Annotated in this window: 19 protein-coding genes; 7 read left to right on the top strand and 12 right to left on the bottom strand. The window is 53.7% G+C overall.

Going from position 1 to position 26,927, the window contains the following annotated elements; all coding sequences use genetic code 11:
* On the top strand, positions 1–327 hold a 327-nt coding region (locus GSQ94_RS00160; RefSeq protein WP_174240860.1), incomplete at its 5' end, for a uroporphyrinogen-III synthase.
* 850 nt (positions 328–1,177) lie between these two features.
* On the opposite strand, the gene GSQ94_RS00155 is transcribed toward GSQ94_RS00160, so the two are convergent.
* Complete coding sequence (locus tag GSQ94_RS00155) at positions 1,178–2,821, bottom strand: SpoIIE family protein phosphatase (RefSeq protein ID WP_254063474.1); 1,644 nt, start codon at positions 2,819–2,821, stop codon at positions 1,178–1,180.
* Positions 2,822–3,149: 328 nt separating this feature from the next.
* Here GSQ94_RS00155 and GSQ94_RS00150 point away from each other — a divergent pair, with 328 nt between their 5' ends.
* Positions 3,150–6,266: a bifunctional serine/threonine-protein kinase/formylglycine-generating enzyme family protein gene (locus GSQ94_RS00150; RefSeq protein ID WP_256369946.1), complete on the top strand. Its 3,117-nt coding sequence runs from the start codon at positions 3,150–3,152 to the stop codon at positions 6,264–6,266.
* Positions 6,267–6,719: 453 nt separating this feature from the next.
* Here the strand turns inward: GSQ94_RS00150 and GSQ94_RS00145 are convergent, their stop codons facing one another.
* The 4 genes from GSQ94_RS00145 to GSQ94_RS00130 all read right to left on the bottom strand — a co-directional run bounded on the left by GSQ94_RS00145 (position 6,720) and on the right by GSQ94_RS00130 (position 11,466).
* Entirely contained in the window at positions 6,720–7,583 is an 864-nt protein-coding gene (locus GSQ94_RS00145; protein ID WP_254063538.1) for an alpha/beta fold hydrolase, read from the bottom strand.
* A 433-nt stretch (positions 7,584–8,016) separates the two neighbouring features.
* Complete coding sequence (locus GSQ94_RS00140; protein WP_158941308.1) at positions 8,017–8,526, bottom strand: SRPBCC domain-containing protein; 510 nt, start codon at positions 8,524–8,526, stop codon at positions 8,017–8,019.
* Positions 8,507–8,854, bottom strand: a complete 348-nt coding sequence (locus GSQ94_RS00135; protein WP_256369945.1) for a helix-turn-helix transcriptional regulator — start codon at positions 8,852–8,854, stop codon at positions 8,507–8,509. Before GSQ94_RS00135 ends, GSQ94_RS00140 begins: the two co-directional genes overlap by 20 nt.
* 101 nt (positions 8,855–8,955) lie before the next feature.
* Complete coding sequence (locus GSQ94_RS00130) at positions 8,956–11,466, bottom strand: ATP-binding protein (protein ID WP_158941306.1); 2,511 nt, start codon at positions 11,464–11,466, stop codon at positions 8,956–8,958.
* A 120-nt stretch (positions 11,467–11,586) separates the two neighbouring features.
* On the opposite strand from GSQ94_RS00130, the gene GSQ94_RS00125 reads away from it, so the two are divergent.
* A complete protein-coding gene (locus GSQ94_RS00125; protein WP_158941305.1) occupies positions 11,587–12,672 on the top strand; it encodes an IS110 family transposase in 1,086 nt (361 codons plus the stop codon).
* Positions 12,673–13,242: 570 nt separating this feature from the next.
* Here the strand turns inward: GSQ94_RS00125 and nth are convergent.
* Both nth and GSQ94_RS00115 read right to left on the bottom strand, forming a co-directional pair.
* Positions 13,243–14,013, bottom strand: a complete 771-nt coding sequence (gene nth / locus GSQ94_RS00120; RefSeq protein WP_158941304.1) for an endonuclease III — start codon at positions 14,011–14,013, stop codon at positions 13,243–13,245.
* 73 nt (positions 14,014–14,086) lie between these two features.
* Entirely contained in the window at positions 14,087–14,902 is an 816-nt protein-coding gene (locus GSQ94_RS00115) for a chlorite dismutase family protein (protein ID WP_158941303.1), read from the bottom strand.
* Between the two features lie 70 nt (positions 14,903–14,972).
* Between GSQ94_RS00115 and GSQ94_RS00110 the strand changes: the two genes are divergently transcribed.
* Both GSQ94_RS00110 and GSQ94_RS00105 read left to right on the top strand, forming a co-directional pair.
* Positions 14,973–15,599 (top strand): DedA family protein, encoded by a 627-nt coding sequence (locus tag GSQ94_RS00110; protein WP_158941302.1) that lies wholly within the window; start codon positions 14,973–14,975, stop codon positions 15,597–15,599.
* Positions 15,600–15,730: 131 nt separating this feature from the next.
* Entirely contained in the window at positions 15,731–17,071 is a 1,341-nt protein-coding gene (locus tag GSQ94_RS00105; RefSeq protein WP_158941301.1) for an inositol-3-phosphate synthase, read from the top strand.
* A 161-nt stretch (positions 17,072–17,232) separates the two neighbouring features.
* Here GSQ94_RS00105 and yihA read toward each other — a convergent pair whose 3' ends face one another.
* Positions 17,233–17,844, bottom strand: coding sequence for a ribosome biogenesis GTP-binding protein YihA/YsxC (yihA, locus tag GSQ94_RS00100; protein WP_158941300.1), 612 nt, complete (start codon positions 17,842–17,844; stop codon positions 17,233–17,235).
* A gap of 108 nt (positions 17,845–17,952) precedes the next feature.
* On the bottom strand, positions 17,953–18,591 hold the full coding sequence (locus tag GSQ94_RS00095; RefSeq protein ID WP_216842975.1) for a hypothetical protein: 639 nt from the start codon (positions 18,589–18,591) through the stop codon (positions 17,953–17,955).
* 557 nt (positions 18,592–19,148) lie between these two features.
* Here GSQ94_RS00095 and GSQ94_RS00090 point away from each other — a divergent pair.
* Together GSQ94_RS00090 and GSQ94_RS00085 are read left to right on the top strand one after the other, a co-directional pair.
* The gene (locus GSQ94_RS00090; RefSeq protein ID WP_158941298.1) at positions 19,149–21,350 is read left to right on the top strand and encodes a hypothetical protein; all 2,202 of its coding nucleotides are present in this window, start codon (positions 19,149–19,151) and stop codon (positions 21,348–21,350) included.
* Between the two features lie 108 nt (positions 21,351–21,458).
* Complete coding sequence (locus GSQ94_RS00085; protein WP_158941297.1) at positions 21,459–23,954, top strand: Ig-like domain repeat protein; 2,496 nt, start codon at positions 21,459–21,461, stop codon at positions 23,952–23,954.
* 19 nt (positions 23,955–23,973) lie between these two features.
* On the opposite strand, the gene GSQ94_RS00080 is transcribed toward GSQ94_RS00085, so the two are convergent.
* The 3 genes from GSQ94_RS00080 to GSQ94_RS00070 form a co-directional block, all read right to left on the bottom strand.
* Positions 23,974–24,702, bottom strand: a complete 729-nt coding sequence (locus GSQ94_RS00080; RefSeq protein WP_158941296.1) for a ZIP family metal transporter — start codon at positions 24,700–24,702, stop codon at positions 23,974–23,976.
* Positions 24,703–24,825: 123 nt separating this feature from the next.
* Positions 24,826–25,272, bottom strand: coding sequence for a DUF4149 domain-containing protein (locus tag GSQ94_RS21750; RefSeq protein ID WP_371417414.1), 447 nt, complete (start codon positions 25,270–25,272; stop codon positions 24,826–24,828).
* Between the two features lie 310 nt (positions 25,273–25,582).
* Positions 25,583–26,842, bottom strand: coding sequence for a carboxypeptidase regulatory-like domain-containing protein (locus GSQ94_RS00070; RefSeq protein WP_174240859.1), 1,260 nt, complete (start codon positions 26,840–26,842; stop codon positions 25,583–25,585).
* Between the last annotated feature and the right edge of the window lie 85 nt (positions 26,843–26,927).

Below are 26,927 nucleotides of genomic sequence, written 5' to 3'. Positions count from 1 at the left end.
GCCCTCACCGCCGCCGGAGCCACCCTCACCATCGCCGAAGCCTACCGCAATCAGATCCCACCCGACTCCATCCCCGCCCTCCAATCTCTCTTCAGCGCCCCGGCCCACTACCCCGACGTCATCACCTTCACCTCAGCCTCCACCGCCCGCAATCTCTTCGCACTCCTCGAAGCCGCCAGCATCACCCTCCCCCCCGGCATCACTCTCGCTTCCATCGGCCCGGTCACCAGCCAGACCCTCCGCGACCTTGGCTACGAGCCCACCTTGGAATCCCCCGAATCCACCATCCCCGCCCTCGTCCAAACCCTCCTCTCCCATCTGCAGTAGCTCCACACCGCACCACCCAACCACCACCGAAACACCACGCCACCAGCCCCACCACTGCAGGCACCAGCTTCCGGGGCGCCGATACTGTCCCTGATCGCTAGACCGTGAAGACGCAATCCGTCAGGCGACTACGGACCTGGCACTTGAGATGCTGGAGCTTGTGCATCCGCTTTGGCTATGGGCATCTAGGAACGTCGCGCACTTTCAATCGGCACAAGCCGACTACGACCGAAAGCATCCACGGGCTACATCTCCCCATCGGCCTGATTCAGATCGCGTGTGATGTCAGTTGCGAAACAATCCTTCGCGCGATCAGTAACGGTCGTCTTCTCGGAAGTGACCGATGATAACCGCCTGCAGGTTCAGGATCGGTCCCCAGGCAGACGAAATGGCTATTCTGAACTCCATCCGACCTCAGGATCTGCTCGGTGTAAAGTGATCACTTATGTCACGCACTGTCCTGTCATCTCTTCTGCCGCACTAACTTTTAGCGCTCGGCGCCGCCGGCGCCTGGGCAGCGTCCGATTGCACATCGCTCAAAGCATGGAGTTCCCAGATGCCACCCTAACGGTTGCAGAAGCGGTGACTGCAGGCTCGCTGGAATTACAAGACTTGGAGCCGATGATCCGCCTGCCGGCGTTCTGCCTCCTCTCCGCCATTTTGTCTGCGGAGTCTCAGAGTGACGCTTCACCTCCGGATATACTGGAGAAAACTCCCAGAATACAGCACCGTGATCAACTAATTAGGATCTCTGGAGAAGATCATTCGTCGATTGTTCGCTGAAGAAAGCATAATACTTCCGTGTCGGCGGTTGAGAGTATCCCCACCGGCGAGCGATTTTGTTTAAGAATCAAAATCGATTCGCAGGATCAAGTGCGCCGACATATCGAATTTCCATTATTGTGCAGTCATCCTCGGCAGGTTTTGGCGAGTGAAACTTTGCAACCCGATTCAGAATCTCGTTCAGGTCTTCGTGATGCGCAACGGTGCTCAGCCCCGCATCGCCAAACTGTTGGCCTAAAGCGTCCTCAGCTTCGGTGAGGCCATCCGTAGCAAGAAGAATGCGCTCACCCGGTCGCATGAGGTAGCCAGCAGAGTTGTAAGTTGCATCTGCAATAAGTCCGACGACTAGACTGCTTTCCACCAAGGACCGAATCTCTGTGCCTAAAACTGCCAGGGGCTGGATATGTCCACAGTTCATGTACTGCACGCGGCCGTCTGGGAAGAGCTTCAGTAGGACCATTGTCGCGTATTTGCCAACCTTGCGAGTGCATAGAAACTGATTCACGAGCGAGGCGATCGCCGGCAGACTTTGACCGGCAAGCAGCTGGGAGTGAATGATTCCCTGGAGCGTGGCGGCAACGATAGCCGCGGGTATTCCCTTACCAGACACGTCCGCGATGACGACGCAGATGGAGTCTTCGAGCGCCACCGCGTCATAAAAGTCACCGCCAATTGCGAGACAGGGAACACTCTTTCCCTGAAGGACGGCATAAGAAAGCTCCGGAAGCTTGATGGCCATGAGACCACTGTGAATCTTTGCTGCGATGGCAAGCTCTTCCTGCGCATGCCGAGCCTCAGCCTCCGCTTCGGTAAGAAGGGCGTTGTGCAAGAGGGCTGATGCCTCGATGGCGATTGTGTCTAATAGCTGATGATCAACCTCGTGAAAGTCGCGGTGCCCGATCTGGCTGTCGAGATAGAGCAGGCCAAGAAGTTGGCCCGGTTCGTCCGGTGAAGATCGTTTCCGCAAGGGTATGCAGTAGATGCTGCGTATGCTATTTGCAATTACGCTGGCCCACTCCGCAGCTGCTTTGTGTTTGAGCGTGTCGCTCACTGAAAAACTTGATTCGCTTTCGATTGCTTGCTGCATAGCCCTACGAGAGAGTGTGGAATCCTCTTTTGCCTCGCTTCCATCGGCAGCAAGCCCTTGCTCGAATCGCATTTCATCTTCTTTTTGGAGGAATACGAAACCTCGTTCGAGGCCAGTAAGCTGCAACGTGAGATGAAGAAACGACTTGAGAATGTCTTCAACAGCACCGCTCTGATTGAGTTGCCGCGCGGCACGAAGAAGCCAGTTCAACTTCTCCATTTCGAGCATGCCCGGGCGTTGCTCATCTTTCAAAACCGAAAGGTTACTAAGTGAAGAGAGAAGACCGGTAACTGCTGCGTGTTCTACCAAGCCTTTTTGCGCTTGCTGGAATCGTATTCGCAGACCATTGGTCGAGCCCATTTGCAGCACGTCTCCCAATGTCAGGATCGCTTTGTCGACGCCCACAGAGTTTAGAAAAGTTCCGTGAGTGCTGTTCTGGTCTATGACCCAGTAGCCGTCTTGCTCTAGCAGGATCAGTGCGTGTCGGCGGGAGACCCGGGGATCAATAAGGACGATATCTTGATCCGACGAACGGCCGATCGAAATAGCGCCATCTCCGAGAGGCACGCTGCGAGGTCCATTTGCGTCTGCGTAGCAAAGCTCGACATTGTCCATTAATGACATGCTGTTCTTTTGGAGCATACCTAATCGGTAGCAAAGATGGGGCGTAGAAGATTTTAGCTAATGGTTGAGAGTACCCGGTTGACGACCTTGAGTCCAGAGAATCCATAGCGCAGAGAAACGGGATAGCTAAGGGTTATAGGGTACCGTTTCGCACCCTTTTAGAACTTTTGTAATGTTTTAGGCCTACGTCCAACTATAAAAATTGAGCGATCGGCAGGGCCGATTTCCTATATCGTTTCTGTACTGCAAGTTGGGCAATCCGCGCTGTTCCCGATTATGGCACTTGGCCAAGTCGGGCTAAACCAAATCACACTTTGGAGTGCAGCTGATGGGTAAGAACCTGCAATCCGCAGAGAGCCTTCTCGGAGCTGCTCTAGATCTGCCGCCTGAGCAAAGATCGGCTTTTCTTGATGAAGCATGTCACGGTTCACCTGAACTGCGATACGAAGTCAATGAGCTGCTTCTCAGGACTCAGTCCCCGTCCGCGTCACAGCGTACGTCGGAAAATGGAGGGTCTCAAGCCGAAACTCTCGCATCCAACGATCTCACGCCAGGGACGAGGTTAGGGCGCTACATCATCACTGAACCCCTTGGAGCCGGTGGGATGGGCGTGGTTTATCGTGCTAGGGATGAAAAGCTTGAGCGGGCCGTCGCAATAAAGATCCTTTCGCCGGGGTTGCTGATGGGCGAAGACGCGCGCCACCGCTTTCACAAGGAGGCATTAGCTCTAGCCAAGCTGGGAAACACTCATATAGCGGCCGTATACGACGTCGGTGAACAAGACGGCATCGACTATATCGTGATGGAATACATCCCGGGAGACTCCCTTGCGACGAAGATAAAGTCCGGACCGTTGACGGTGAAAGATGCTACCTCGATTGTCTTGCAGATCGCTGAAGCACTTGAGGAGGCCCATGAACAGGGCGTAATTCACCGTGACCTCAAGCCGGGCAACGTGATGATTACTCCGAAGGGACAGGTGAAGGTACTCGACTTCGGTCTGGCGAAGTTGCTCGAGGGCAACGGCCCCGATGAGACCCTGTCTATAGCGACTCACGGCCTTATCGGCACGCCACTTTACATGTCTCCGGAACAGGTACATGGGGAGAGGCTTGATGCGCGGACCGACCTATGGAGTCTGGGTGTGGTGTACTACGAGTTGCTCACCGGGCGCAGGCCGTTCCATGCTGACAGTACCGTCGGGATTCTGCGCGCAGTCACCGAAAAGAGTCCGACGCCGCTACGCCAGATTCGGAGCGATGCGCCTCCCATGTCCGAACATATTGTGGAGCGTGCGCTAGAGAAGAAGACGGCCAGCCGCTATCAGTCGGCGGGTGAAATCATTCGGGACGCATCCGATCTCTTAGCTTCAATCAGCACGGGGTCGCTGGAACTGGAGAAGAAGGACAATCACAAATCCCGACTGATTCTTCTATGTGCCGCAATCGTTCTCCTGATCGTGATGATAGGCAGTCTCTGGTTTTACCGTAGTCTTTCGAACAAGCGTTGGGCTCGCGAAGAAGCCATTCCGCAGATTACTGACCTGTTTGCGAACAGGAAGCCGCTTGCTGCCTTCACCCTTCTGGAAAAAGCACAACACTACCTGCCGGGCGATGCAGCGTTGAAGCAGGCTGTTGATCAAAACACAATCCTCGCCTCCTTTACCTCCTCGCCCGCTGGCGCTACGGTCGAGGTTCAGGACTACCTCTTGCCGGATTCTCAGTGGCGTAAGCTCGGCGCGACACCAATCAAAGATGTTCGCATTCCTAGCGGCTATTTTCGCTGGAAGGTCACCAAGACAGGTTTCAAAGAGATGATCGTAGCGTCTCGCACCGACCATGTGTTGGACTTCCCGCTGGACGCGTGGTCGAAGTCGCCGCCGGATATGGTTCCTGTGGCTGCCGATCACAAATTCGGAACAGAGGCAGCCTTTGTTGGGTGGCTCGGACCATACAACCTGCCGCAGTACTCAATCGATCGTTTCGAGGTCACAAACCGTGACTACCAGAAGTTCGTCGATAGCGGCGGATATGCGAAAAGGGAATACTGGCCTGAGAAGTTTTCCAAAGACGGCCACGATCTTTCCTGGAGCGATGCGATGGCAGAGCTCCGCGACCCAACGGGCCGCCCCGGACCGTCTACTTGGATGGGAGGCCACTATCCCGAAGGCAAAGCGGACTACCCTGTATCCGGTGTGAGTTGGTTTGAGGCCTCCGCGTATGCGAAGTTTGCAGGAAAGCAACTGCTCACCCTGGCTCAATGGCTACAGACAACGCCTCCGGATGATGGCTCGTGGGCTATACCGGTTAGTAATTTAGCTACAACATCTCTTGCTCCGGTCGGCGCGTATCGAGGAGGAGTGGGGCCCTTCGGAACGTATGACACGGCCGGTAACGTTCGCGAGTGGGTGCTTAATACGGTCGACAACAATCTCCATTACATCCTTGGAGGCTCCTGGAAGTCCCCCCAGTACATGTACGCGAGCCCCGAGGCGCTGCCGCCTTTCGATCGTTCGGACACTAACGGGTTCCGCTGCGTGCTGAATTCCGCGCCTATGCCGGAAGAGACGATGAAGCCGGTAAAGAGTATTGGACGCGACTTTACCAACTTCAAACCGGCGTCAGATGATGTGTTCCATGCTTATCAGCTGCTTTACGCATATCCCAATACGCCTCTGCGAACCACAACTGATGGCGTCATTCAGGAGACAGCCGATTGGCGTGAGGAGAAGGTGTCCTTTGACACAGGCTACCGCGGCCAGCGCATGTCAGCCTACCTGTTCCTACCCAAAAATGTACACCCACCCTATCAGACGGTATTGTTCTTTCCCAGCGCACGCGTGATGTTTCTTTCCGACAACAAAGGTGGACGGAATCTCGGGGACACACAGTTCTTCGATTACATAGTCCAGAGCGGTCGGGCTGTTATGTATCCGGTCTATGAGGACACCTATGAACGCCGCGTGAAGTATTCGCTTCCCAGCGGCGCACAACAGCTTGAACTCACCACCGATTGGTACAAGGATGCGGCTCGTTCGCTCGATTACCTGGCTACCCGTCCTGACATCGATAGCAACAAACTAGCCTATCTCGGGGTCAGTATGGGTTCAGCGCAAGGGGTAATTACCTCATCACTCATGCAGAACCGCATAAAGACTGCCATCCTGCTTGATGGAGGCTTTTTTCTTGAAACGCCGCCAGCGGGAGGTGATCAGGCCGACTTCGCTCCTCGAATGAAGAGGCCGGTTTTGATGGTGAATGGACGCTACGACTTCACATTTCCTGTCGAGAAAGCACAGAACCCTCTATTTGCTATGTTGGGCACGCCAGAGGACGACAAACGCCACATCATATTAGAAACTCCACATGATGTGACTGAACAACGTACGCAACTGACCAAAGCTGTGCTTGATTGGCTCGATCATTATCTAGGACGGGTGAACTGAATCCTAGGCAACTTGAGGTGCGTTTGCCATGTAACGCACATCAATGAAGGTTGTTGCATGGCAAACAAAACAATCGAGTCACTCGGTCGCACTAGTGGCGCGATTATGCAGCGGATCAGCACAAGCCGGCTCTCATAGGCTTTCAGCAGTTCTAAAAAGCGCGACGATCTATGACCGACCCGGGCGCCGGAGTTCAGTTGAGCCTCATTACCTGGTTTGGAGGGAGAGGTGATTGATCTTACGCATTGTCGATTGACAGGCCGCTCAGACTGAATCAACAATCGCTCGGCTCGTCAACCGTGGAGAGGGATAGCAAGCGTCTTCCATGGCCTAATGCATTAATAGGTATAGGCGCGGTCAATTAGTGCATTCGCCTGTACGCGTCAATTGAGAATAGATATGAAGTTGATTTTGAGCCGGACTGGTCCATCGTGCTTTGCAGAGCCATGGAGGCTAATGCAGAGCAGCGAGAAACGCATCTATGTCCTTCAGCACCTCGGCCTCGTTTGACAGAAATACATAGTGATTCGCACCTGGCAGCGTAATCACATGCGCCGTGGGCACGCCATTCTCCACTGACTTCTCCTGCCTCCCAGTTAAAGCTTCTAGTGCGGTGGAATAAGTCCTGGCTGCGGTTTGCACCGAGGGATCTGTATTCTCGTCAACCCAGATCCCTTGGCTGTGCGGGTTGGCGAAGATGATGAGAGCAGGCGCCGGAATAGCAGTGTATTTCTTCGCGCCCGTCATCAGCGGCATGAACAGGGCGGTGCCGGGAAGATCACGTTGTTTTCCTACCCCTCCGTCAGGAGGGCTTTCCCGCTGTGCGCGGAGTTCCGCTTCCGGGAATCGGAATCCGTTCACGCGCTCATAGTATGCCTGCAAGGCGCTGAAGCTGGCCAAATCCGTTTTGCTGAGTGGCGGAGGTTGGGATCCCTGGAGTTTCTGCATTTCCATGGCATTCACCCCCGTGCCGTTATCAAAAGCATAAGAATACGCGGCATCGAGATAGACCAGTCCCGCAACTAGGTTCGGATGGCCATTTGCAACTGAACTCAACTCCGCCCCAGCGATCGAGTGTCCCACGAGGATAGGTCTCTTCAGATTGAGTTGTTCAATCACCGCTGTTACATCCTCGCCGAGGCGATCAGCCGCGTGATCCGTATCGGAATAACCGGAGGCACCGAACCCGCGACGGGTAACGCCATAGACATGATAGTGAGCAGTGAGCTTCGGCGCGAAATCGTCGAAAACGTGAGCCGTATTGCCGCCTCCGGCCAGTAGAACTATTGGTCTGCCAGAACCGCCCCAATCGAGCACTTCCAACCGAACGCCCTTGTCTACGGTTACAAATCGCGTAGTGTGGGGTGATGGGTCTCTCCAGACGGCCAAGCTCTGCGAATGAAGGGGGACGGCGAGGAAAGCGAGCAATACAGAACCAGCCAGACAACTGCAATGAGACATAGGGCTGCCCACTCCTTGTTTTAGTACCTACGCAGCAATAGTTCCCCGTGTTCCCGCGTTCACTACATACTCGGCTATCAGAACAAGTTCAGTTGACGACAAATCGCCAAGGCACTCGTCGAGGCAAACGAATCTGGAAACGTGATTGGCCTGAAGGCAACAGTTGAGCAAGGGCCGATTGTCCGGAAGGGCCATGATTCGGCCAGACGACGAGAAGCCCGGTCAAACCGGGCCTCCGCCGCCAGCCTTAGCTGTATCTAACGCAGCACGATCATCAAAAACCCGACTTCTATTTCGCCTGCGCTAACTCCGCAACAACCGCAGCAACTTTATCGAGTATCTGGTTCCAGCCCTCCAGTTGACCGCTATTTTTCGCGCTCTCCATGGGTTCATTTCCAATGTGGGTAAGTTTCGTCTGGCCGTTCCCGAGATCCTCAAAGAGGGTCACGTCGTACGCACCGTCTATGGCCTCATGTTCTATTCCTAGTGTTTCAGGCTCAACCTTGTTTCCCTTCGAGTCCGAAAAGTACATGGAGGAGACGATCTTCTCGTGCAGAACAATCTCGTGGTATTCAATCGCATTCCAGAACTCCTGCCCATCCGGCGTCTTCATGCACAAGAGAGATTTTCCTCCAACACGAAAATCCATCTGACAGACCGGCGCAGTAAAGCCCTTCGGTCCCCACCACTGCATCACGTACTTCGGGTCTGTCCACGCCTTCCAAACCAACTCGCGTGGGGCATCAAAAACTCTTGTAATGACCATCCGCTCAACTTCGCTAACCGTGTTTTCTGTCATCTCTGACCTCCTCTTTTTTCATTTGATTTACAACTACATCCAATTTGTCGAAACTCTCTTCCCAGAATCGGCGATAGCTGATCGCCCAGTCGCTGACTGTCTTAATCGCTTCTGGTCTAAGCGTGCACACACTCTCTCGTCCACGCTTCGTCTTGATTACAATCCGTGCCCGCACCAGGTAGGCAATGTGTTTTGAAATCATCTGCTGCGACAGTGCAAACGGTTCCGTCAATCCATGCACAGAGGCAGGCCCGTGGGAGAGACGCTCGATCATCGCCCTCCGGGTTGGATCAGACAGAGCCGCAAATGTTGTGTCCAATTTATTCACAACCAAACGGTAGTGAATCTTTCAATCGATGTCAACTGCTAATTTTGCGATGTCGTCAGTGATCGTAGGAAAAATCCGTTTCCTTCTTCCGAAATCCCTTGTCAAGGCCCGGATACAAAATGGCATTGACTACCGCGCTCTTCATCGGCATCTTCAAGAGGCGGATATTCAGTGTTAGCAGCAATCGTAGATGGCAGGCTTAGGTAAAAAGTTACGCCACGCCCAGAAGAGGCGTCAGCCCACAAGCGCCCCCCGTGCGACTCGACGATCGAACGGCTTATGCGAAGCCCCATGCCGGTGCCATGGGGTTTGGTTGTAAAAAATGGGTCGAATATCTGTTCAGCCAATTGCGGAGGGAACCCAATGCCGGTATCACTCACGGACACAAGAAGCTGATTGTTTTCAGCTCGCTGGGACTTGAGGACCATCTCTCGTATTCCATCAACGTCCTTCATCGCTTCGATGCTATTGACGATTAGATTCATCGCGACTTGCTGCAATTGCACGCGATCTCCAAAGATCTGAGGTAGATCGGCTGCTAATTCCGTCCGGGCCGATATGCTGTATCGCACAGCTTCGCTGCGTAGGAGAGCGACAGTCTCTCGAATAATCTCGCTCACATCAAGAATCTCTTGATTCACAGAGCCCTTCTCGAACTGTGAGCGGATCCTCCCGATAATCTGAGTAGCGCGTTGCCCGTCTCCCACAATACCGGCGAGAGCCATGCGCATTGCATCGAGATCCGGTTTATCGCGATCGAGAAATCTCAAGCAGCCGTATGCGTAGCTCACGACCGCACTGATCGGCTGACTGATTTCATGAGCCAGGGATGCCGTTAACTCTCCCATGGTTGTCACCCGGTTGATGCGTGCGAGATCGCTCTGCGCTTGGCGCAAAGCCTCTTCGGCACGCTTCTGGTCGTCAATGTCGGTGGTCGTACCGACGAACTTGAGGACTTTCCCCTCTGCATCGCGCAAAACCACTGTTTGCTGAAGGTGCCGACGATAAGTCTTGTCCTGAGCGCGAAGAGATCTGGTTTCGAACGCAAAATGCTGTCCCGAATGCACGCCTTCCCAAAAGCTCTTGGCTGCCATCTCACGATCCTCCGGGTGGACCGCGGCCATCCAGGCCTCGGGACGCGATCGGACAAAGTCAAGGGTCTGACCGGAGAATTCAAGCCAAACTTGATTCACGAAATCCGGTGTCCCATTAGGCTTGAGCGTCCAGGCTGATACAGGAAGGTGCTGCAGCAGCCCAACTTGGAGTTGCAGGTCGGTATAAAGGGCGGCATTCTCCAGTGAAATAGCTGCTTGTCCCGCCAGCAGTTCCAGCAGCCCGACGTTAGCCAGTGTAAACGCGTGTGAAGTCAGCGCGTTTTCGAGAAGGAGAATCCCAGTCAATTCGCTCTGTTTGATCAGCGGGAGGCAGAGGATCGACTTCGAACGCCGATCATGCAGATAGTCATCGCCGGAGAACAGGTTGGGTTTGGAGGCGTCATCGAGAATCACGCGTTCTCTCGTCCGAATGACATGCCGGACGAGGGATTCGGGGCAGGAAATCCCATTGATCGGACCTTGGCGCAATGCGACTTCGACCTGATCGCCGGTCCTTCGCGCCTCGGCCTGACCGAGGTATTCATCGTCTACCCGGAGTATTAGAAGGCCACGTTCCGCGCCGGCTTTCTCGATCGCGATCGTCATGAGACGCTCCATCAACTTCGGCAACTCGATCTCGCCGGACAGAGTCTGAGAGTCTTTGACGGCGCTTGCCAGCATATTTGCGTGGGCAACCCCGGCATATAGTCTGGTGGTTTCTGCGAGCAAAGCGGTCAAAACGACTGTTGAGGTGACGAGCGAAAACAGGCGGCCGATGTAAAAACCAAGAGAGGCAATGCGCGGCCCGCGTCCGCCGATCAGCGCCGTGATCGCCAATTCGACGATCATGGCAAGTACGACAACCATAAGCCACTGATCAAGTGCCGAGCGCTTGAAAAGCCACAACAGAGAAAGCGCAGCCGCGCATATCATCATTGTGATGACGGTGAGCCACCTCCCTGCGACCGGATCCACCGGCGGCAGTAAGGTGAGCCACCCGATGCAACTAAGCAGAGCTAATACGCCCACGATGCCAACGATAGCAACGATTTCTGTTGGGGTAGGCACGCCTGCTTTCGTGCGGCCTTTATCCCTGAGCCATATGTAGGCGAACAAGGCCACGGGAAGACCCAGATGCCACAACAGATAAATTCTAAAATTCGTATGGAGACTCCCGCCGATATTTCCTGTCGGCGAAATAACGCCCGGAAAGGTCAGCCCGTGTACGACGACAATCGCGGCTGAAAAGAGATATCCACACGCCAAAGCACGAAGCGCTCTCGAACGAGTGATCGAGAAATGCGCCAAAAGAAGGCTTGCGGTAATGAGGTCGGTGACAGAAATAACCGCATCGAACGCCGTTATGAAGCCGCTGATCCGCGGCAGCGGTTTAGCCGCGAACGGAATCAAAACTGCTAATCCGAGGAGCAAAACCCCCGCACACGCGAGTGCTATCCGCGTCTGCCGCGGTGTGGGCGGCAGATAGGCCAGCGAAATTTGAGGGTGGTCGGTACCCATTCCCCGCATCGCTCCAGCCTAGCACTCGGTCCATGAAAACGCGGGTCTCCCGAAACTGATTGGGATTTGTAGCCATAAATGGGATGAGCAGGTCGTCCGAAGAAGGAGCAGACTGTTCCCATGAAGAAGCCATCGCAGCACCTCATCGCTGAAGTTCCACGCAGGCAAGCCAAGGTTGAGATCACGATTGGCATCGACCTTGGTGATGTCTGGAGCCATTACTGCACCCTCAACCAAGACGGAGAAGTGGTCGACCGTGGCCGCTTCAGAACTACCCCGAAGGCGATCGAGAAGTGGTTCACCGATGTCCCTTCAGCGCGGGTTGCGATGGAGGCTGGGACACACTCGATCTGGATCAGCGCACAGCTGCAGGAACTAGGTCACGAAGTCATCGTGGCGAACGTTCGCGAGTTGCGGTCGATCTCACATAGTGATCGGAAGAGCGACCAGGTGGATGCTGAGAAGCTGGCAAGATATGCGCGGCTTGATCCGAACATCCTTCGTCCAATCGCCCATCGCTCTGTTGAGCAACAGCAGGCCTTGACTCTGATCCGTGCGCGAGCCCTGCTGGTGCGACTGCGTACCGCTGCGGTGAACGCCGGTCGTGGTCTGACGAAGTCGTGCGGCCACCGTATGCCTGCCTCCGCCACAACGTGCTTCGCCCAGCGCAGCCTGGCCGTTATGCCGCCTGGACTGGCACAGGCGCTCGGTCCGGTACTTCAGCAGATCGCGGAGATGACAGTCAAGATCAAGTTGTACGACCGGCAGATCCAGCAGCTTGGCCAGACCGAGTATCCGGAGACGCAGGCACTGTTGAAGGTTCACGGTGTCGGTCATCTCACCGCCTTAACCTTCGTGCTGACGCTCGGAAGCAAAGAGCGGTTCGGACGAAGTCGCGATGTCGGTTGCTATCTTGGCCTGCGACCTCGTCGAAGTCAGTCCGGAGATCACGATCCTCAGCTCGGCATCACCCACGCCGGCAACGCGTATCTCCGAAGTCTGCTCATCGAGTGCTCTAACCACATCCTTCGACCACACGGACGAGACTCGGCGCTTCGGCAGTGGGGCCTCCACTTAGCCGCCCGAGGTGGTAAGCAAGCAAAGAGCAAGGCCGTTGTTGCCGTGGCCCGCAAGCTTGCGGTGTTGCTTCATCATCTCTGGAGCACCCAAGCTACGTATATGCCGTTCCACGAACAAGCTGCTTGAGAGATCAATATGTTTACCCGTTGCGACGACACCGTGTTCCGATGACTGCGAGCCGACTTCGGCCTTCGAGGCCGACCGATAAATGGCAGCATCGACTCTCCTCTCGAACCCCAACCGGCACCGAGCTTGCATCAAGACAGCTCATCAAGAGTGCGAATAGAAACACGGTGGAGAGCAACGAAACCAACAGCAAAAACAAAAGCAAACGCCCTATGAAGAAAAAAAACAAAGAACAAACCCTTGACACTAGTGACCTGCTCATAGAAAGTCGGCTTCGTAGGAAAAATCCGTTTCCTTCTCCCGAAAATCTCTTGTCAAGCCCTGGGATCAAGGAAACCCGCTCCAGCCGCGGAGATTCGCGTGGCACATCAGTTCCATGCAAACCGATATCATGGAAGTAGCGAAGAATAAACCTGAGGAGATGCTAGAGGGTGGCTTGTAAATGCAACAAAATAAGTATTTTGTGCGCAAAGTACCTAGAATCAATATTTTGCAGCGAAGGTAGGCTTATAAGCCGAACAAAACAAACAACATCCCCGCAAAATACCCAGGAGGTGAGGGGGAGGGGTGCTAGTGCGAACTCCATGTCTTATCCGCGGAATTGCACAACCGCTCCAGCGTGCAATCCGCGCAGCGGGGCTTCCGCGCAATACAGACCTGCCGCCCATGATGGATCAACTCATGCGAGAACGCGATCCATCGATCCTGCGGCAGGATCTTCATCAGGTCGCGCTCCACCTTTTCAGGCGAGGTCTCCTTGGTCAGCTCAAGCCGCTTCGACAGCCGCATAACATGCGTATCGACCACCACACCCACCGCAATCCCGAACCACGACCCCAGCACCACATTCCCGGTCTTCCGAGCCACCCCCGGCAGGGTCAGAATCTCCTCCATCGTCTGAGGAACCTTCCCGCTGAACGTCTCCGTCACCACCCGCCCGGCACCCTGAATCGACTTCGCTTTATTCCGAAAAAATCCGGTAGTCCGGATCAGCTCCTCAAGCTCGGGCAGGGAAGCCACAGCCATAGCTTTGGGGGTAGGGAACGCCTTGAACAGCGCCGGAGTCACCAGGTTCACCCGTACATCCGTACACTGCGCCGACAGGATCGTAGCTACCGTTAACTCCCAGGCGTTCTCGTGGTTCAACGCACACACAACACCGGGGTAGGTCTGCCGAAGAGCGTCCAGAATCGCCTCAATCCGCTCCGGCGCAAGCGGATTCCGCGTCGTTCCAGCCTTCTTCTTTGCCGAAACCGGCTCGGTCTTCGCGATGGTGCGAGCCTTCGCCCCAACAAGAGCCTTAGCCTTAGCAGCAGTCCGCACCACAGTAGTCTTCGCCATCCACCATCTCGTTTTTCAGGTGCCGTAATCCGTGTAAACCCGCGTTATCCGTGGTCGGCTGCGCGGTCGGCCATTAGCCCAGTCGATCCAGCATCTCCGTCGCCGGAAGCCGCACACAACTAAAGATCGGGAAATCTTTCAGGGTGTAGAGACTGATCTCGGTGTCCCGCAGCGCCTCGACCAGAGCCAGAAAGTCCTCCGGAAAGTTCGTCTCAAACGCTACCGTGAACTCCTGGTCATCGATCCCAAACGAGTACGCAGTATTAATCTTGACTCGCGGATAGAGCAGGCCAATGCGTATGTGCTCCTTCATCAGCCGGTGTCGCTCCTCCGCCGGAAGGCGATACCACGGTCGAGTCTTCCAGAACGGATAGATGAAGATGTACTTCTGTCCCCCTGGACGAATCGCACCACGTCCTTCGCCCTCGCTCTCATCCTCGCGATCGATCTGGTACTGCGAACGCCGGGTCATCGCAAGGAAGTTATGTGGCGTCGTCAGGTACCCACCCAGGGGTGTCTTCATCAACTCGCTTCGCATCTTGTTCAACTCGTCTACCGCATAGCCGATCGACCAGACGCACATGTCTACATCGCCGCGCGTTCCGATGGTTGAGTACGTGATTGACAAAAACTCCCCCGGCTTGTTCCACTTCGTCAATACTGCAGCAAACGCCGCTTTGTGCGCCGCCTTCTCTTCCTCAGGAAGCCTCCGCCACTCCGGCATCACCTTGTAAAAGCTGAAACAAACAACCTGCTGCTTCACCGGAGGCTTGGAAGGGTCATGAGGTGCCGCGCCGTAGCTGCTCGCCGGCCTTCCCGTCTGCGTCGGCGTAGCTGCTGTAATTTCGGTAGCGACAGAGGTTCCTGCTTCAGTAACAGTATTCGACATGGTGCAAATCTCCTGACTCTTCCATGCTAGCTCATCCGAACTTAACCCTCACCTCGTATACTGCAACTACATGTCAGAGAAGATCATTGCTCTCCTCATCGGCGCCATCGCCAGCGGCGGCTACGCCAGTGTTGTCCTCCTCATGGCGGTCCAGTCCGCCTGCATCCCCATCCCCTCCGAAGTCATCATGCCCCTGGCAGGCTATGCCTTGGCCCATACGCAGCTGCAGCTCATCATCCTCGCCACCGTCGCATCTCTAGCCTCCAACCTCGGCTCTATCCCAGCGTACTGGGTCGGCGCGCGAGGGGGGCGCCCCATGGTCGAGCGCTACGGCAGCATGATCCTCCTCAGCCGCCGCGACCTCGACCTCGTCGATCACTTCTTCGCGAAATTCGGTTCCATCACTGTGCTCATCGGACGGATGCTCCCCATCGTCCGCACCTTCATCGCCTTTCCAGCCGGCGTAGCGAAGATGAACCAGCTTCGTTTTCACATCTACACCTTCCTCGGCTCCTGGCCCTGGTGCTATGCCCTCGCGTACATCGGCATGAAGTTAGGTTCGTCATGGAACACGAATCCTCGCTTTAAAGAGACATTCCATCGCTTCCACGTCGGAGTCGAAACCGTAATCGTCATAGGGTTCATCTGGTTTGTTGCCTCACACTGGAAGAATCGCATCCGCACAGAATCAGCTTAGTTTTCGCCTCAAACAACGTTACCGCTAAAGCCTGAGCAATGATCATCCTTGTTTGCAAGGCTCCTTCGCCGTGAGCGATACTAAACGTTCCGCCTAACGGAAAATCGCACCATAGAAGGGTATTGCAAAGCATGTCCACACCCGGAGCCGCCACGCAAGCTGCGGCCAGCATCAAGCCTGCTACAGGAAAACTAGGAGTTATGATCCCTGGCATGGGAGCCGTAGCCACCACCCTCATCGCCGGTGTCGAAGCCGTCCGTCGCGGCCTCGCCAAGCCCATAGGCTCCATCTCTCAGATGGGCCACATTCGCCTAGGCAAACGTACTGATGGTCGCAGCCCCCTTATCAAAGACTTTGCCCCCATTGCCGACCTGAACGATATCGTCTTCACCGGATGGGATATCTTCGGCGGCAATCTCTACGACGCCGCCAAGACGGCGCAGGTTCTCGATCGCGATCAACTCGAACAGATCCGTCCTTTCCTCGAATCGATCGAGCCCATGCCCGCTGTCTTCGACCAGCACTACGTCAAACGCCTCACCGGCAAGAAGATTAAAACAGGGAAGAACAAGTGTGATCTCGCTAGCCAGATTCGCAACGATATTGCTGAGTTCAAAACGAAAACCGACCGCCAGATCATGATCTGGTGCGGCTCCACTGAGATCTTCCTTGAGCAGACTGCCGTACACCAGACTCTCGAAGCCTTCGAGAAGGGCCTAGTCGACAACGACCCTGGTATCTCTCCATCGATGATGTACGCTTGGGCCGCACTTAAAGAAGGTATCCCCTTTGCCAACGGCGCACCTAATTTAACTGTCGATATTCCAGCTCTCAATGAGCTCTCTCGCAAGATGAACGCACCGATCTGCGGTAAGGACTTCAAGACCGGTCAGACTTTCATCAAGACCGTACTCGCACCTGCCTTTAAGACCCGCATGCTCGGTGTCTCCGGTTGGTACTCCACCAACATCCTCGGCAACCGTGATGGCGAAGTCCTCGATGATCCCGAGTCCTTCAAGACCAAAGAAGAGTCCAAGCTCGGCGTCCTTGATGTCATCTTTCAGCCCGAACTCTACCCGGATCTCTATAAGGACCTTTACCATAAGGTCCGCATTAATTATTATCCTCCCCGCGGCGACAACAAAGAGGGCTGGGACAACATCGACATCTTCGGTTGGCTCGGCTATCCCATGCAGCTCAAGATCGACTTCCTCTGTCGCGACTCTATCCTCGCCGCGCCTTTAGCTTTAGACCTAATACTCTTCATGGATCTGGCAGCACGCACTTCATCCCTCCGCGGTCTCGGCATCCAAGAGTGGCTCAGCTTCTACTTCAAGGCTCCAGATAGCGCTCCCGGCGTCTACCCTGAGCACGACCTCTTCATTCAATCCATGAAGCTGAAAAACACCCTTCGCCACATTATGGGCGAAGACCTTATTACCCACCTAGGTCTCGACTACTACGGTGACTAGATATCACCCTAAGCTAAAAGCAGCTGCGATCTTTATCGCAGCTGCTTTTAGCAAACCTGAATCGATGAGTCTGATTCCGGTCTATCAGTAGGCATTCGATAGTTACTACTGAGCTGAGCAAGATAAATGAGTAACGTTATGCAATGTCGGAGCTCGCGATTCTATTCAGCAACTTCCATCATCTTTGCCCAAAGCAGTTTGGTTCCCGCATCCGTCTTCGCGGAGACAGGAAGAACTTCTGCCACTTCATGAGTTTTTTTCAACGCAGCGATAGATTTTGCCAGTTCGTTATTGGAAAGCCGATCCGCTTTGGTGCCCACCACTAAATAGGGCCGCTGAGTTTGTTTAAAATAGGTGATCAGTTGGGTGTCACTGGCTTGCGGAGGGATGTTCGTATCTACCAGGCATATGCAAAGCGCCAAGGCCTCCCGCTCGGCAAGATAAGGCTCAATGAACGAGGGCCATTCCGCAGATATTGATTTTGAAATCTTGGCATACCCATAACCAGGCAAATCAGCAAAAATCAACGTCGGCTTCACCTTCATCTTGTCCCCAGACCCCTCATGCAAAGCGAAAAAATTGATTGCCCTGGTCCTTCCGGGGGTCGACGAAGTGTGTGCTTGCTTCGATCCCAACAACGCGTTTATAAGAGAAGATTTCCCCACGTTGGAGCGGCCCAGAAAGGCAACTTCTGGCGTGCCATAGGTCTTTGCTTCAGAGGGAAAATGCGCAACATCGGTAGCAGATAACAAAAAAACAGGATTGAGCCGCATAGTTCAAGTCTACCGTTATTAACGAAGTACTTGATCTGTACGCACAGAAAAACGCCTGCTCCTATCAAGGAGCAGGCGTAGCACAAAACGTCCAGTTCATAGAGTAGATTAGTCCCTGTCTCTCGATCGAGCCGTAACCGTTACAGGCGACGCCAGGTGAAAGGTTACTGTGGACTCAGAGGGGATGACGACATCCTTATTGCCAGTGAATGCCGCTCCAGCAGTTCCGGCGCCAGCTCCTAATAATCCTCCCAGTAAAGCACCTTTCCCACCGCCAGCGATACCTCCGATCAATGCGCCTCCTCCGGCGCCGCCACCAATAAAGCCGGCAGACCGCTTGCCTTTCCCAGACTGTTCTTTTTCATAGGGACTAACGCTTACGGAAGTGCCTGAAATCTCCGTCACAGCAATACCGAGGGCACCCGATCCTTTAAAGCGACCACGACCCTTAGCAGCGACTACAGTGCCGACCACGTGCGCTCCACGCGGGAAAACAATTGCGCCGCTGGAAGTCTTTACCGGAGCAGCCAATACGCCACTGAATCCATCCCCTACATTATTGTGACTAGCACTAAGCTGTTCCGTAACCGTCACCGTAACGGCGGCACCTGCCGGAACGGTCAATCTCGTTGGGGGAGGGGGTGGTGGTGGAGCAACTGCTACGGCAGGCTCCGCAGCGGGAGCAGGTGGAGGGGGTACCGCTGGAATCGAGTTGGAAGGAGACGCTGGGGTAGGTGCAGCAGTCATAGCACTCGACGAAGATGGGGTTGCTGGGGTGCCATCGGGGTTAGAACTTTGAGCTGGAGGAGTGGGAGTTGGCGTAGAACTCTTGCACCCACCAATAAATAGGGCCGATGAAAGAGCCAGACTTGCTGCGAAGTAAATTGAATTCAAGCGCATAATCTTCTCCGGAAACGAATCGGTTAGGGAAAACCAGCTTACTCGGATAGATTAGCTTTGTTTCCTGAAAGTTGTCCGAAAAATCGCGGTGTTTTACTTAATGTAAAAAAGCAGATTTGATGCAAACATTTGCATGTTCTAGCGTTACAGCAGGACATGTCTTCCTCGCCTGAGTCATTCAAAATAACCCAAAAGTATCACGAGTAATTACGCAGCAGAGTGGCTAACCTCGGTTATGCTCCATCTTGAGATGTTGAAGAGTGCGCAGTTGATATATAACTGTCCTCCCTTTGAGGGACACTCCCTTACTCAAGAAGACTGTTATCAAGGGAAGCTCTAGATGTTCTAAATAACTTTCACGTTGACTAGGCAATCCGGTACCTTTCCCGAAGCCCTTAAGATTCATGAATAACGCTGCCCATGTGGTCAGTAAAACTTGTTGCTACAGCACCTATATTGATGATCAAACCCATCACCACCATCTTTCGGAGGGAACACCCATGATTGGCAATACTTTCGCCCGGCTTACGGGCTCAAAGCGAAATCTGCTCGCGTTGATGGCATCCAGCGCAGTATTTACGGCTGGTTGCGCGAATATGGCGACGACGGCCACGAACGCAAACACTGTAAGCCCAGCTGCTGCGCTCAGCGGAAAAATTCATGGAGGAAATCAGCCGGTTGTCGGCGCGGTGGTTAGTTTGTACTACGCAGGCCAAAAGCCTACACCTGCTTCTCTTGCGGCGATTACAACGACTGATGCAGCAGGATCTTTTAGCTTCACTAAAGACACTGTCAACGGTAATCTCGCTGATAACGGCACTACCAATACCTTCTCCTGTCCCGTCAACGATGCGCTTGTCTATGTCATTGCGAACGGTGGGAATACCCAGAACAATGGTGATGCTAGTCAGTCCAATTCCGCGGCGGCCTTTATCGCGGTCTACGGTATCTGCAGTCAACTGACAGCCGCGAACTTCGTGGATATGACAGAAGTAACAACGGTCGCCACTATGGCTGCGGTCCAGGAGTTCTTTGACCCAGTTAAAAATGCAAATGGAATTATCGATAACTTGATCGCAGACGGTACAGGCCAACAGTTTAATATCGTTGCTAAGTTACCCAGTACCATTTCTCTTCTCGCGGATTTATCGGCGGGAACTGCAGTGACGTCCACTACACTGAACGCCGGATCGGGAAACATCAACCCAAGCGTATCGGTCACCGCTACGCCAGAACCAGGCAAAATCAATCTACTGGCGAACATTCTGTCGGCCTGTATCAATACAGCCAACGCGTCGTCAACAAGCTGCACGTCGCTCTTTAGCGCTGCTCAGCCACCCAATTCTTCCTTCACAAACAACTTTATTCATGGGTCGCTTCCTGCACCTATAGATACACTGCAGGCTATCTACTACATGCTTAACAACCCACTCAATAGCGCAGATAACCAAGCCACTCTTTTTGGTCTCGCAGGTGGAGTCAGCGGACCCTATCAGCCAGCACTCGCCACTCAACCGACCGATTGGACTGTCGCAGTGAGCTACACCAGCAGCAGCACCTGTGGGAGCGCTACCGGTGGCAGCGGCGGTTTTATCAGCGGACCGGTAGACATTAACATCGACAGCGCAGACAACGTGTGGATCGCTAACTCGCAAGCCACTACGGGTAACCTCTCTGAAATCTCAAGCGGCGGTGTTCCCACCACCTGTGTGTTGGTAGGAAGTGGGGGCTCTCAAGGTGGTGCTACTGTCGATTCGGCCGGTAACATCTGGACGGGATCAGGTACCAATCTTTATCGTTACAACCCCAGCACTCAGGCTCTCCTCGGGTTCCCAACTACTGTTTCACCCATCGGTGTCACGGCAGATGGCTTAGGAAATGTCTACTTCACGGCCGTGGCCTCCACAGTGGGCTCACTTTATAAGATCACTGGTGCAGCTTCCGCAACTAGTCCAGTCGCACCTGTCCAAATCTCAAATGCAGTTGGCGCAGAACCCGTCCGACTTATGCCCGATAACCAAGGCACTACGACACAAAGCAATATTTTTGTTACCTCTGGATCTACCTTTGTCTCGGAGGTCTCGCCTGGCACAGGTACCGGAAACTTGAATGGCTTCTTAACTACTCAGGTCTCAACGAACGGCAACTCTTATGGGGTCTCAATTGGGCCTGCAAACCAACTGTTCGTCTCGGCGAACGATAGCGGCGCAATTTCTGGATTCAACCTTGTTGCTGGATCCTATAACCCCATAGCTGGCTTCCCCTACACCACTCCCGGAGATATCGGCATTGCTACTCCGACTTCAATCTCCGTTGATGGTCGTCTGAATGTATGGATTCCTAACCACACAAATGGCACTGGCACCGGTAGCATTAGCGAACTCGGGAGCCAAGGCGCTGCAACCGGTCTTTCTCCTTCTACTGGATTCCAGAAAGATGCTTCTTTTCTAAACTCGAGTCGTACCTTAGTGGTAGATCAGGCTGGAAACGTTTGGATCGCAGGCGATGGTGCAAACTTCATCACAGAAGTTGTCGGTGCCGGCGTTCCTATCTTCCAGCCTTACTCGCTCGGAATTCTAAAGGGACGCTTCCAGTCCATCCCCTAAATAGCGCAAGCTAAACTTGTGAAGGCCCCGGAAGTTCTCTTCCGGGGCCTTCGCAATCAGTCTTGATAGCGTTCACAAATCTTTCGACAAAGTAGTTGATGATTCCTGATGGGTAAGCAGAGCAGCATCCACCCTCTCTATATGAAGTACGTTCCGTTCAGGATCGTATTCTCACTATTTCTTTCTTTCTTGCATCTCTCTATCTCACTAGCCCAAACCTCTGCTGTTTCGGCATTGACGATCCCAATTATCCTGCCTTCCGCGATCGTATTTGATAGTGTGGGCAACTTATATTTTGCTGAGACAGGGAATCACGTCATCCGCAAAGTTGATGCTGCTGGCAACGTCACTACAATTGCTGGCACCGGTGTACAAGGGTTATCTGGGGATGGCGGCTCTGCCACAATCGCCACTCTAGACTCCCCGCAAGGTCTCGCCCTCGACGGGGCGAACAACCTTTATATCTCTGATACTCACAACCACCGCATTCGGAAGCTCGATTTTGCTACCGGGATTATCACGACTATCGCAGGCAGCGGGTCAGGTTTCTCTGGTGATGGAGCTTCTGCGGTCTCCGCTCAACTCGTTCTGCCCACAGCTCTCGCGATTGACTCTTCTGGCAACCTCTATCTTGCAGACAGTGGCAATCAGCGCATTCGACGCATCGATGCCGTCACGGGAATTATTACCACCATTGCTGGTACTGGTATCCAGGGCTTTTCAGGAGATGACGGTTTCGCAATATCCGCGACCATCGATTCACCTAACGGAATTGCACTCGACAACAACGGGAACCTTTACCTTGCTGACACCCACAACCATCGCATCCGCAAGATCACCGAGAGCACAGGCATTATTACAACTATTTCAGGGACTGGTTCCCTTGGATTCTCCGGTGATACAACCTCCGCAACTGCCGCAACTCTTGCGCTTCCACACGGTCTTAACATAGATGCTACCGGTAACCTCTACTTCGCTGACACAGCTAACCAACGCATCCGGCGCATCGATGCCGTTACGGGTGTTATCACGACGATTGTCGGTGACGGCATTCAAGCGTTTGCCGGCGATAATGCTTCCCCTCTTACCGCCTCGCTTGATAGCCCAACCGCAACGGCACTTTCTCCAACCAGTGTTTTCACCTTCTCTGACACCGATAATCAACGCATTCGCCAAGTTGTGCCTCAAGCGGCCTCGGGTAATATCATCACGACGATCGCCGGCATGGGCGTTCCCGTATCCGACGCCCTTGTTCTTACCGCTCCTAGTGTCATTGTCTATGGTACCGGGAAGCTCGTAGCTTCTCTCGCAACAAGTACCGCCACGGGCACCATCACGTTTTTCGACAACACTAGTTCTAAGGCTACAGTCTTGGGATCCGCTCCACTAGTCTCCAACATCGCCACTTTCTCCATTACGACCATACCTGCTGGTGTTCACAACATCACCGCAGTTTATTCTGGAGATCAGAACCATCTCTCCACCTTAAGCCCAATGCTGGTTCTGACTATTAGCCAACAAGAACTGACCGCGACCATCCCATCGATTTCTAGCACCTACGGTCAGCCTATTCCAGTCATAAGCGGAACGGTAACCGGCGTCCTTCTTCAAGACGCCTCAATGCTCTCTGTCACTTTCACTACTACAGCCACTGCGGGCTCACCCGCAGGCAATTATTCAATAGCGGCGATACTCAATGGCCAAGCGGCGGGAAACTACACTGTCGCTCCAATCCCTAACGAATTGACCATTACTCCGGCCTTCTCCGTAACTACATTAAGTGATTTTGTAACTAATGGAACTACAGGTTCGACAGGCACGCTTACAGCGCATGTTGCCAGTTCCACTATTGGTACTCCAACCGGGGCTGTCACATTGCTTGACGGTAATAGTCCACTCTTCACCACCCCACTCTCCTCATCCGGAGACGCAGTCTTCGTCACTTCTGTCCTTGCCCAAGGCCCTCATACCTTTACGGCTGTATATGACGGAAACACTAATTTTAAGCCCAGTCTCTCAGCCTCTCAGACGGTGACAATCGGAACTGGCCCATTTGCTGCAAGTCCCGATTTCGTTCTCTCAGCGACCGGAACTACCATGCAGACCATCGTTTCCGGTAGCAGCGCCAGTTTTACCTTCTCGGTTCAAGCGCAGAATAATCTATCTAGTCCTATAACGTTGGCGGCCGTCGGTCTTCCTAATTTAGCGACTGTGTCGTTCAATCCAGCCATTCTTCCTCCTGGCACCACGCCATATACCTTCACGATGACTATCGCAACGCCGAAGACTACAGCAGTCAACTTCCTCCCAGCCGACCGTTTCTTTGACCCTTGGCTTGCCGCAGTTTTCTTTGTCTACCCCTTTACGAGACTAGTTTGTCGCCGGCGTAAGAATAATATTGGCGTTAAGCTCCTCACTTTCATTATCGCGAGCGTCATGTTAGTACTCACCAGCGGTTGTGGAGACCGCATCAAAACAGATCCGCTCCTCAACTCTCCCTCAAAGAGCTATACAATCACAGTCACAGGAACTGCCACCTCCCCAACTGGAAGTCTGCTGCTGCACTCCGCAACAGTCACTCTCGTTCTTCAGTCGGCAAGCTGACATAAGGGATTCGAAGCAACTATCTTGATCCCAATAGGTGAAGCAAGAAAAATACCACCACTCCTGCAAAGAAAATTAACGCCATCCGAAGTCCCGGTTCTCGGTTCACTTCGGGCACCAGGTCCGTAGCCGCTACGTAGATCGTTACACCTGCTGAAAGCGGTAGTCCTACCTGCACCCAACTCGGTTCAAGGTTGATCACGAGCACGCCAAGGACCGTCATTGCGCCCAGGAATAGAGCCGAGTTCAATGCTGCCGTCGCACCTCGATTGCCCGCTAACATCACACTTGCCATCGTGAAACCCTCAGGGATCTTATGCAGAAAAACAGCGAAGAACAAGATCCAACCCAGCCAGTGCGACAGCACAAAGCCCGATCCAATCGCGACACCATCAAAAAACGTGTGAGTCGCTAGTCCGAACAGAACCGAGTAGCTTGTCTTCGCTGAAAGAAACTCGTGGGAATGTGTCCCCTCGCCAAAATGGAAGTGAGGTACCAAGGAGTGTTCCAGTAGATGTACGCCGCAATATCCGGCCAAGATAAGCAGGAGACCGAATCTGGGATTAACATGTATCCCTTCCGGAATCATCTCAAGTACTGCGGCTGCCAACATAAAGCCAGCGCCCAACGCAACGAAGTAACGCAAAGCACTAGAGGAGGGCGATTGTCTCACCAACAAAAATCCGCCCAGATAATCAGCTAATCCAGCCACTAGCCCAAGGGTAAGGCTCAACCAGAGTGCGGACACAGCTAGTTCCCGTGGCTGATGTTCAGCACATGACAGCCGGTTCCAATAAATACATATTTTTGACTCTTCTCCCGCAACCCCATCCTACAAATTTTCATGTTCTTACGATTCTACCGTCACTCATTAAGACTCACGTGACATTACGAATACCAGGCCCAAGCCACAAACTAGGACGAATTCCTCAACTTTCTCGGACAATGCATGTAACCGTTCGAAAGCAATTCTTTCGTTGTTGTCCGCGGAAGCGATCTCCACTGACCCACAAGCCAGAGCTCGGTCAGCATCCATCGCTGGCAGGATTCTAAACTGCGAGTAAAACGTTCCCGCCATCATCAACCCGACAAGGATCATCTCGATCGCATACTCAGCCCTTGCAGTTACCCTCGCTCGCAGCCATAGAAGCCCCGTAGCCAAATAAAAGACTGCGCCGCCTACTAGTCCGATCCAGTGTAGGATTCGCAGTGTTCCCCCAATCATAATCCCGGCGTCATGCGCGCTCGGCAGACTATGAAATGCGACCGGAGCCATGACGAAGGCAAAGAATCCAAGTCCGCCCACCCATATCACCATCGCAAACAATCTCAAGGCCCGAAATAAAGTCAGCATTTCTAAATGTGATCCCTTCCAATCAGCCGCTGAATCCAATTCTGTATGAGCGGATGCGTCGAACCAGTTCCGGCTATTCCCAATAATGGCGCAATAATAAACAGGTGCACGTTAAAAGTAGGAGTTTGCATACGAATTCATATTCGAAAAGCACAGACAGGAAGAACGTGAGTGACACTACACTTCTTTCACCGAAACGGTTCTCGGGCAGGATAAAACACTGTCGGGAAGACCAGCAGCAACGTCGACTTGAAACGTATTCATTGCGGGTAGCTCAAATGATGGGACCCGCTGCATCAACTTTAGTAGAACCCTGTTCGCTGCGTGTAAGCGCTCTCCGTAACACCACTTCAAGCGCAGCTTTCTGCTCAACGTATTCGTTCTCGGTAAGTCGGCCTTGTAATTTATCTGTCTCGAGTACAAACAGTTCCTCCTTCATCACAGCAAGCACCGTATCGGAGCCCGTTCCCGCTGCGTTTGACGTTGGAACAGGTCCGTTTTTTAGCATAGCTCCTGCGCCTACTGCGAGTACGAGCCCGAGACCACCTAGAATCCACCCTTTGTACTTCGCCCACGGATCATTGGTTCCCTCAGGATCTAATGGTGTCCCCAGCCCGCCACCTGGCCGCTTGTCATTAGCAGCCGTGCTGCCCGCGTCAGTCTGTGCAGCAGCGTCTGCATTTGCGGGCCCACCTTCGCCCGGAGTTGCCGCAGCGCTAGTATCCCGAGGCATCTGCCCGATTCCCGAAACAGTAAAGTCCAATGCCTGAGAAGGAGAGACGCCCCGCGCCACGTAGGTCTGCGCTGTAGTTTCTTCGGTAACCGGAGTATAGGGAGCAGACGGTCCTGACTTAAAAGTCATACTCTTCGGCATCATCACGGCGATAGTATCGGTAGGCATCATCACCCGTGGTGAAAACTTCAGATTTCCATCATAGGGAAGCTTGTAAGTAATTTGAAATCGAGTCTCTCCTGGCCGAATTGGAAAGATAAACGCGTAGTGGTTCGGCTCGCCCAGGGGCACCGGCGAAGCCTGCACAGGCATTCCTCCGGGGGATAATGCTGCGGAGCCCTCTACCACGGCGCCTGACGGCAGATAAAACTCAAACGGTCTGTCGCTGAACTGAGTCAACGGGGGGCTTGACTCATTCTTCACGAAAAAATTTTCGACCACATGTAAAGCCTTCCCGCTCTCATCCGTCTGCAGGCGCATCACATCGGCTTCGCTGCTAACACCCTTAACCTTCGGAGCAGCGTTATAAACGTCCACCTCAACTGATTGGGTTCCCGGAGGTGCGGGGCGAAAGTAATTAGCCTTATCGTGGGTTACTCGCACCAAGTGAATTCCGTTATCCGGAACATCTAATATGAAGTGGCCTTTTGCATCCGTTTTAGTATGCGTCGCTTCCTGCATGCCTTGCTGGAGGCGGATCAGTACGACGTCATCTCCAACTGCGGGCTTATTGGTCGTCTTATTTGTGACGACGCCAGTGATCGAGTCGGCATAACCGAAGCTGGAAAACGCTGCCATCATTGCAGCAGCTACAACAACATTTCGGAGGGAAGAAGGAAAGAAAGTCACGTCTTAATCTTACGTCAAACCAGCTGCCACTAAGGTC

This window comes from Granulicella sp. S190, assembly GCF_009766095.1.
Classification (GTDB): Bacteria; Acidobacteriota; Terriglobia; order Terriglobales; family Acidobacteriaceae; genus Edaphobacter.
This window is presented reverse-complemented; position numbering and strand designations above follow the sequence as displayed.

Bases quoted from the DNA above. Each gene is read 5' to 3' on its own strand.
- GSQ94_RS00105 (WP_158941301.1), top strand. From the start codon at position 15,731: ATGTCCACACCCGGAGCCGCCACGCAAGCTGCGGCCAGCATCAAGCCT.
- GSQ94_RS00070 (WP_174240859.1), bottom strand. From the start codon at position 26,842: ATGATGGCAGCGTTTTCCAGCTTCGGTTATGCCGACTCGATCACTGGC.
- GSQ94_RS00095 (WP_216842975.1), bottom strand. From the start codon at position 18,591: ATGACTGCTGCACCTACCCCAGCGTCTCCTTCCAACTCGATTCCAGCG.
- GSQ94_RS00140 (WP_158941308.1), bottom strand. From the start codon at position 8,526: ATGACAGAAAACACGGTTAGCGAAGTTGAGCGGATGGTCATTACAAGA.
- GSQ94_RS00150 (WP_256369946.1), top strand. From the start codon at position 3,150: ATGGGTAAGAACCTGCAATCCGCAGAGAGCCTTCTCGGAGCTGCTCTA.
- GSQ94_RS00085 (WP_158941297.1), top strand. From the start codon at position 21,459: ATGGGTAAGCAGAGCAGCATCCACCCTCTCTATATGAAGTACGTTCCG.
- GSQ94_RS00155 (WP_254063474.1), bottom strand. From the start codon at position 2,821: ATGTCATTAATGGACAATGTCGAGCTTTGCTACGCAGACGCAAATGGA.
- yihA (WP_158941300.1), bottom strand. From the start codon at position 17,844: ATGCGGCTCAATCCTGTTTTTTTGTTATCTGCTACCGATGTTGCGCAT.
- nth (WP_158941304.1), bottom strand. From the start codon at position 14,013: ATGGCGAAGACTACTGTGGTGCGGACTGCTGCTAAGGCTAAGGCTCTT.
- GSQ94_RS00090 (WP_158941298.1), top strand. From the start codon at position 19,149: ATGAATAACGCTGCCCATGTGGTCAGTAAAACTTGTTGCTACAGCACC.
- GSQ94_RS00110 (WP_158941302.1), top strand. From the start codon at position 14,973: ATGTCAGAGAAGATCATTGCTCTCCTCATCGGCGCCATCGCCAGCGGC.
- GSQ94_RS00125 (WP_158941305.1), top strand. From the start codon at position 11,587: ATGAAGAAGCCATCGCAGCACCTCATCGCTGAAGTTCCACGCAGGCAA.
- GSQ94_RS21750 (WP_371417414.1), bottom strand. From the start codon at position 25,272: ATGGTGATATGGGTGGGCGGACTTGGATTCTTTGCCTTCGTCATGGCT.
- GSQ94_RS00115 (WP_158941303.1), bottom strand. From the start codon at position 14,902: ATGTCGAATACTGTTACTGAAGCAGGAACCTCTGTCGCTACCGAAATT.
- GSQ94_RS00130 (WP_158941306.1), bottom strand. From the start codon at position 11,466: ATGGGTACCGACCACCCTCAAATTTCGCTGGCCTATCTGCCGCCCACA.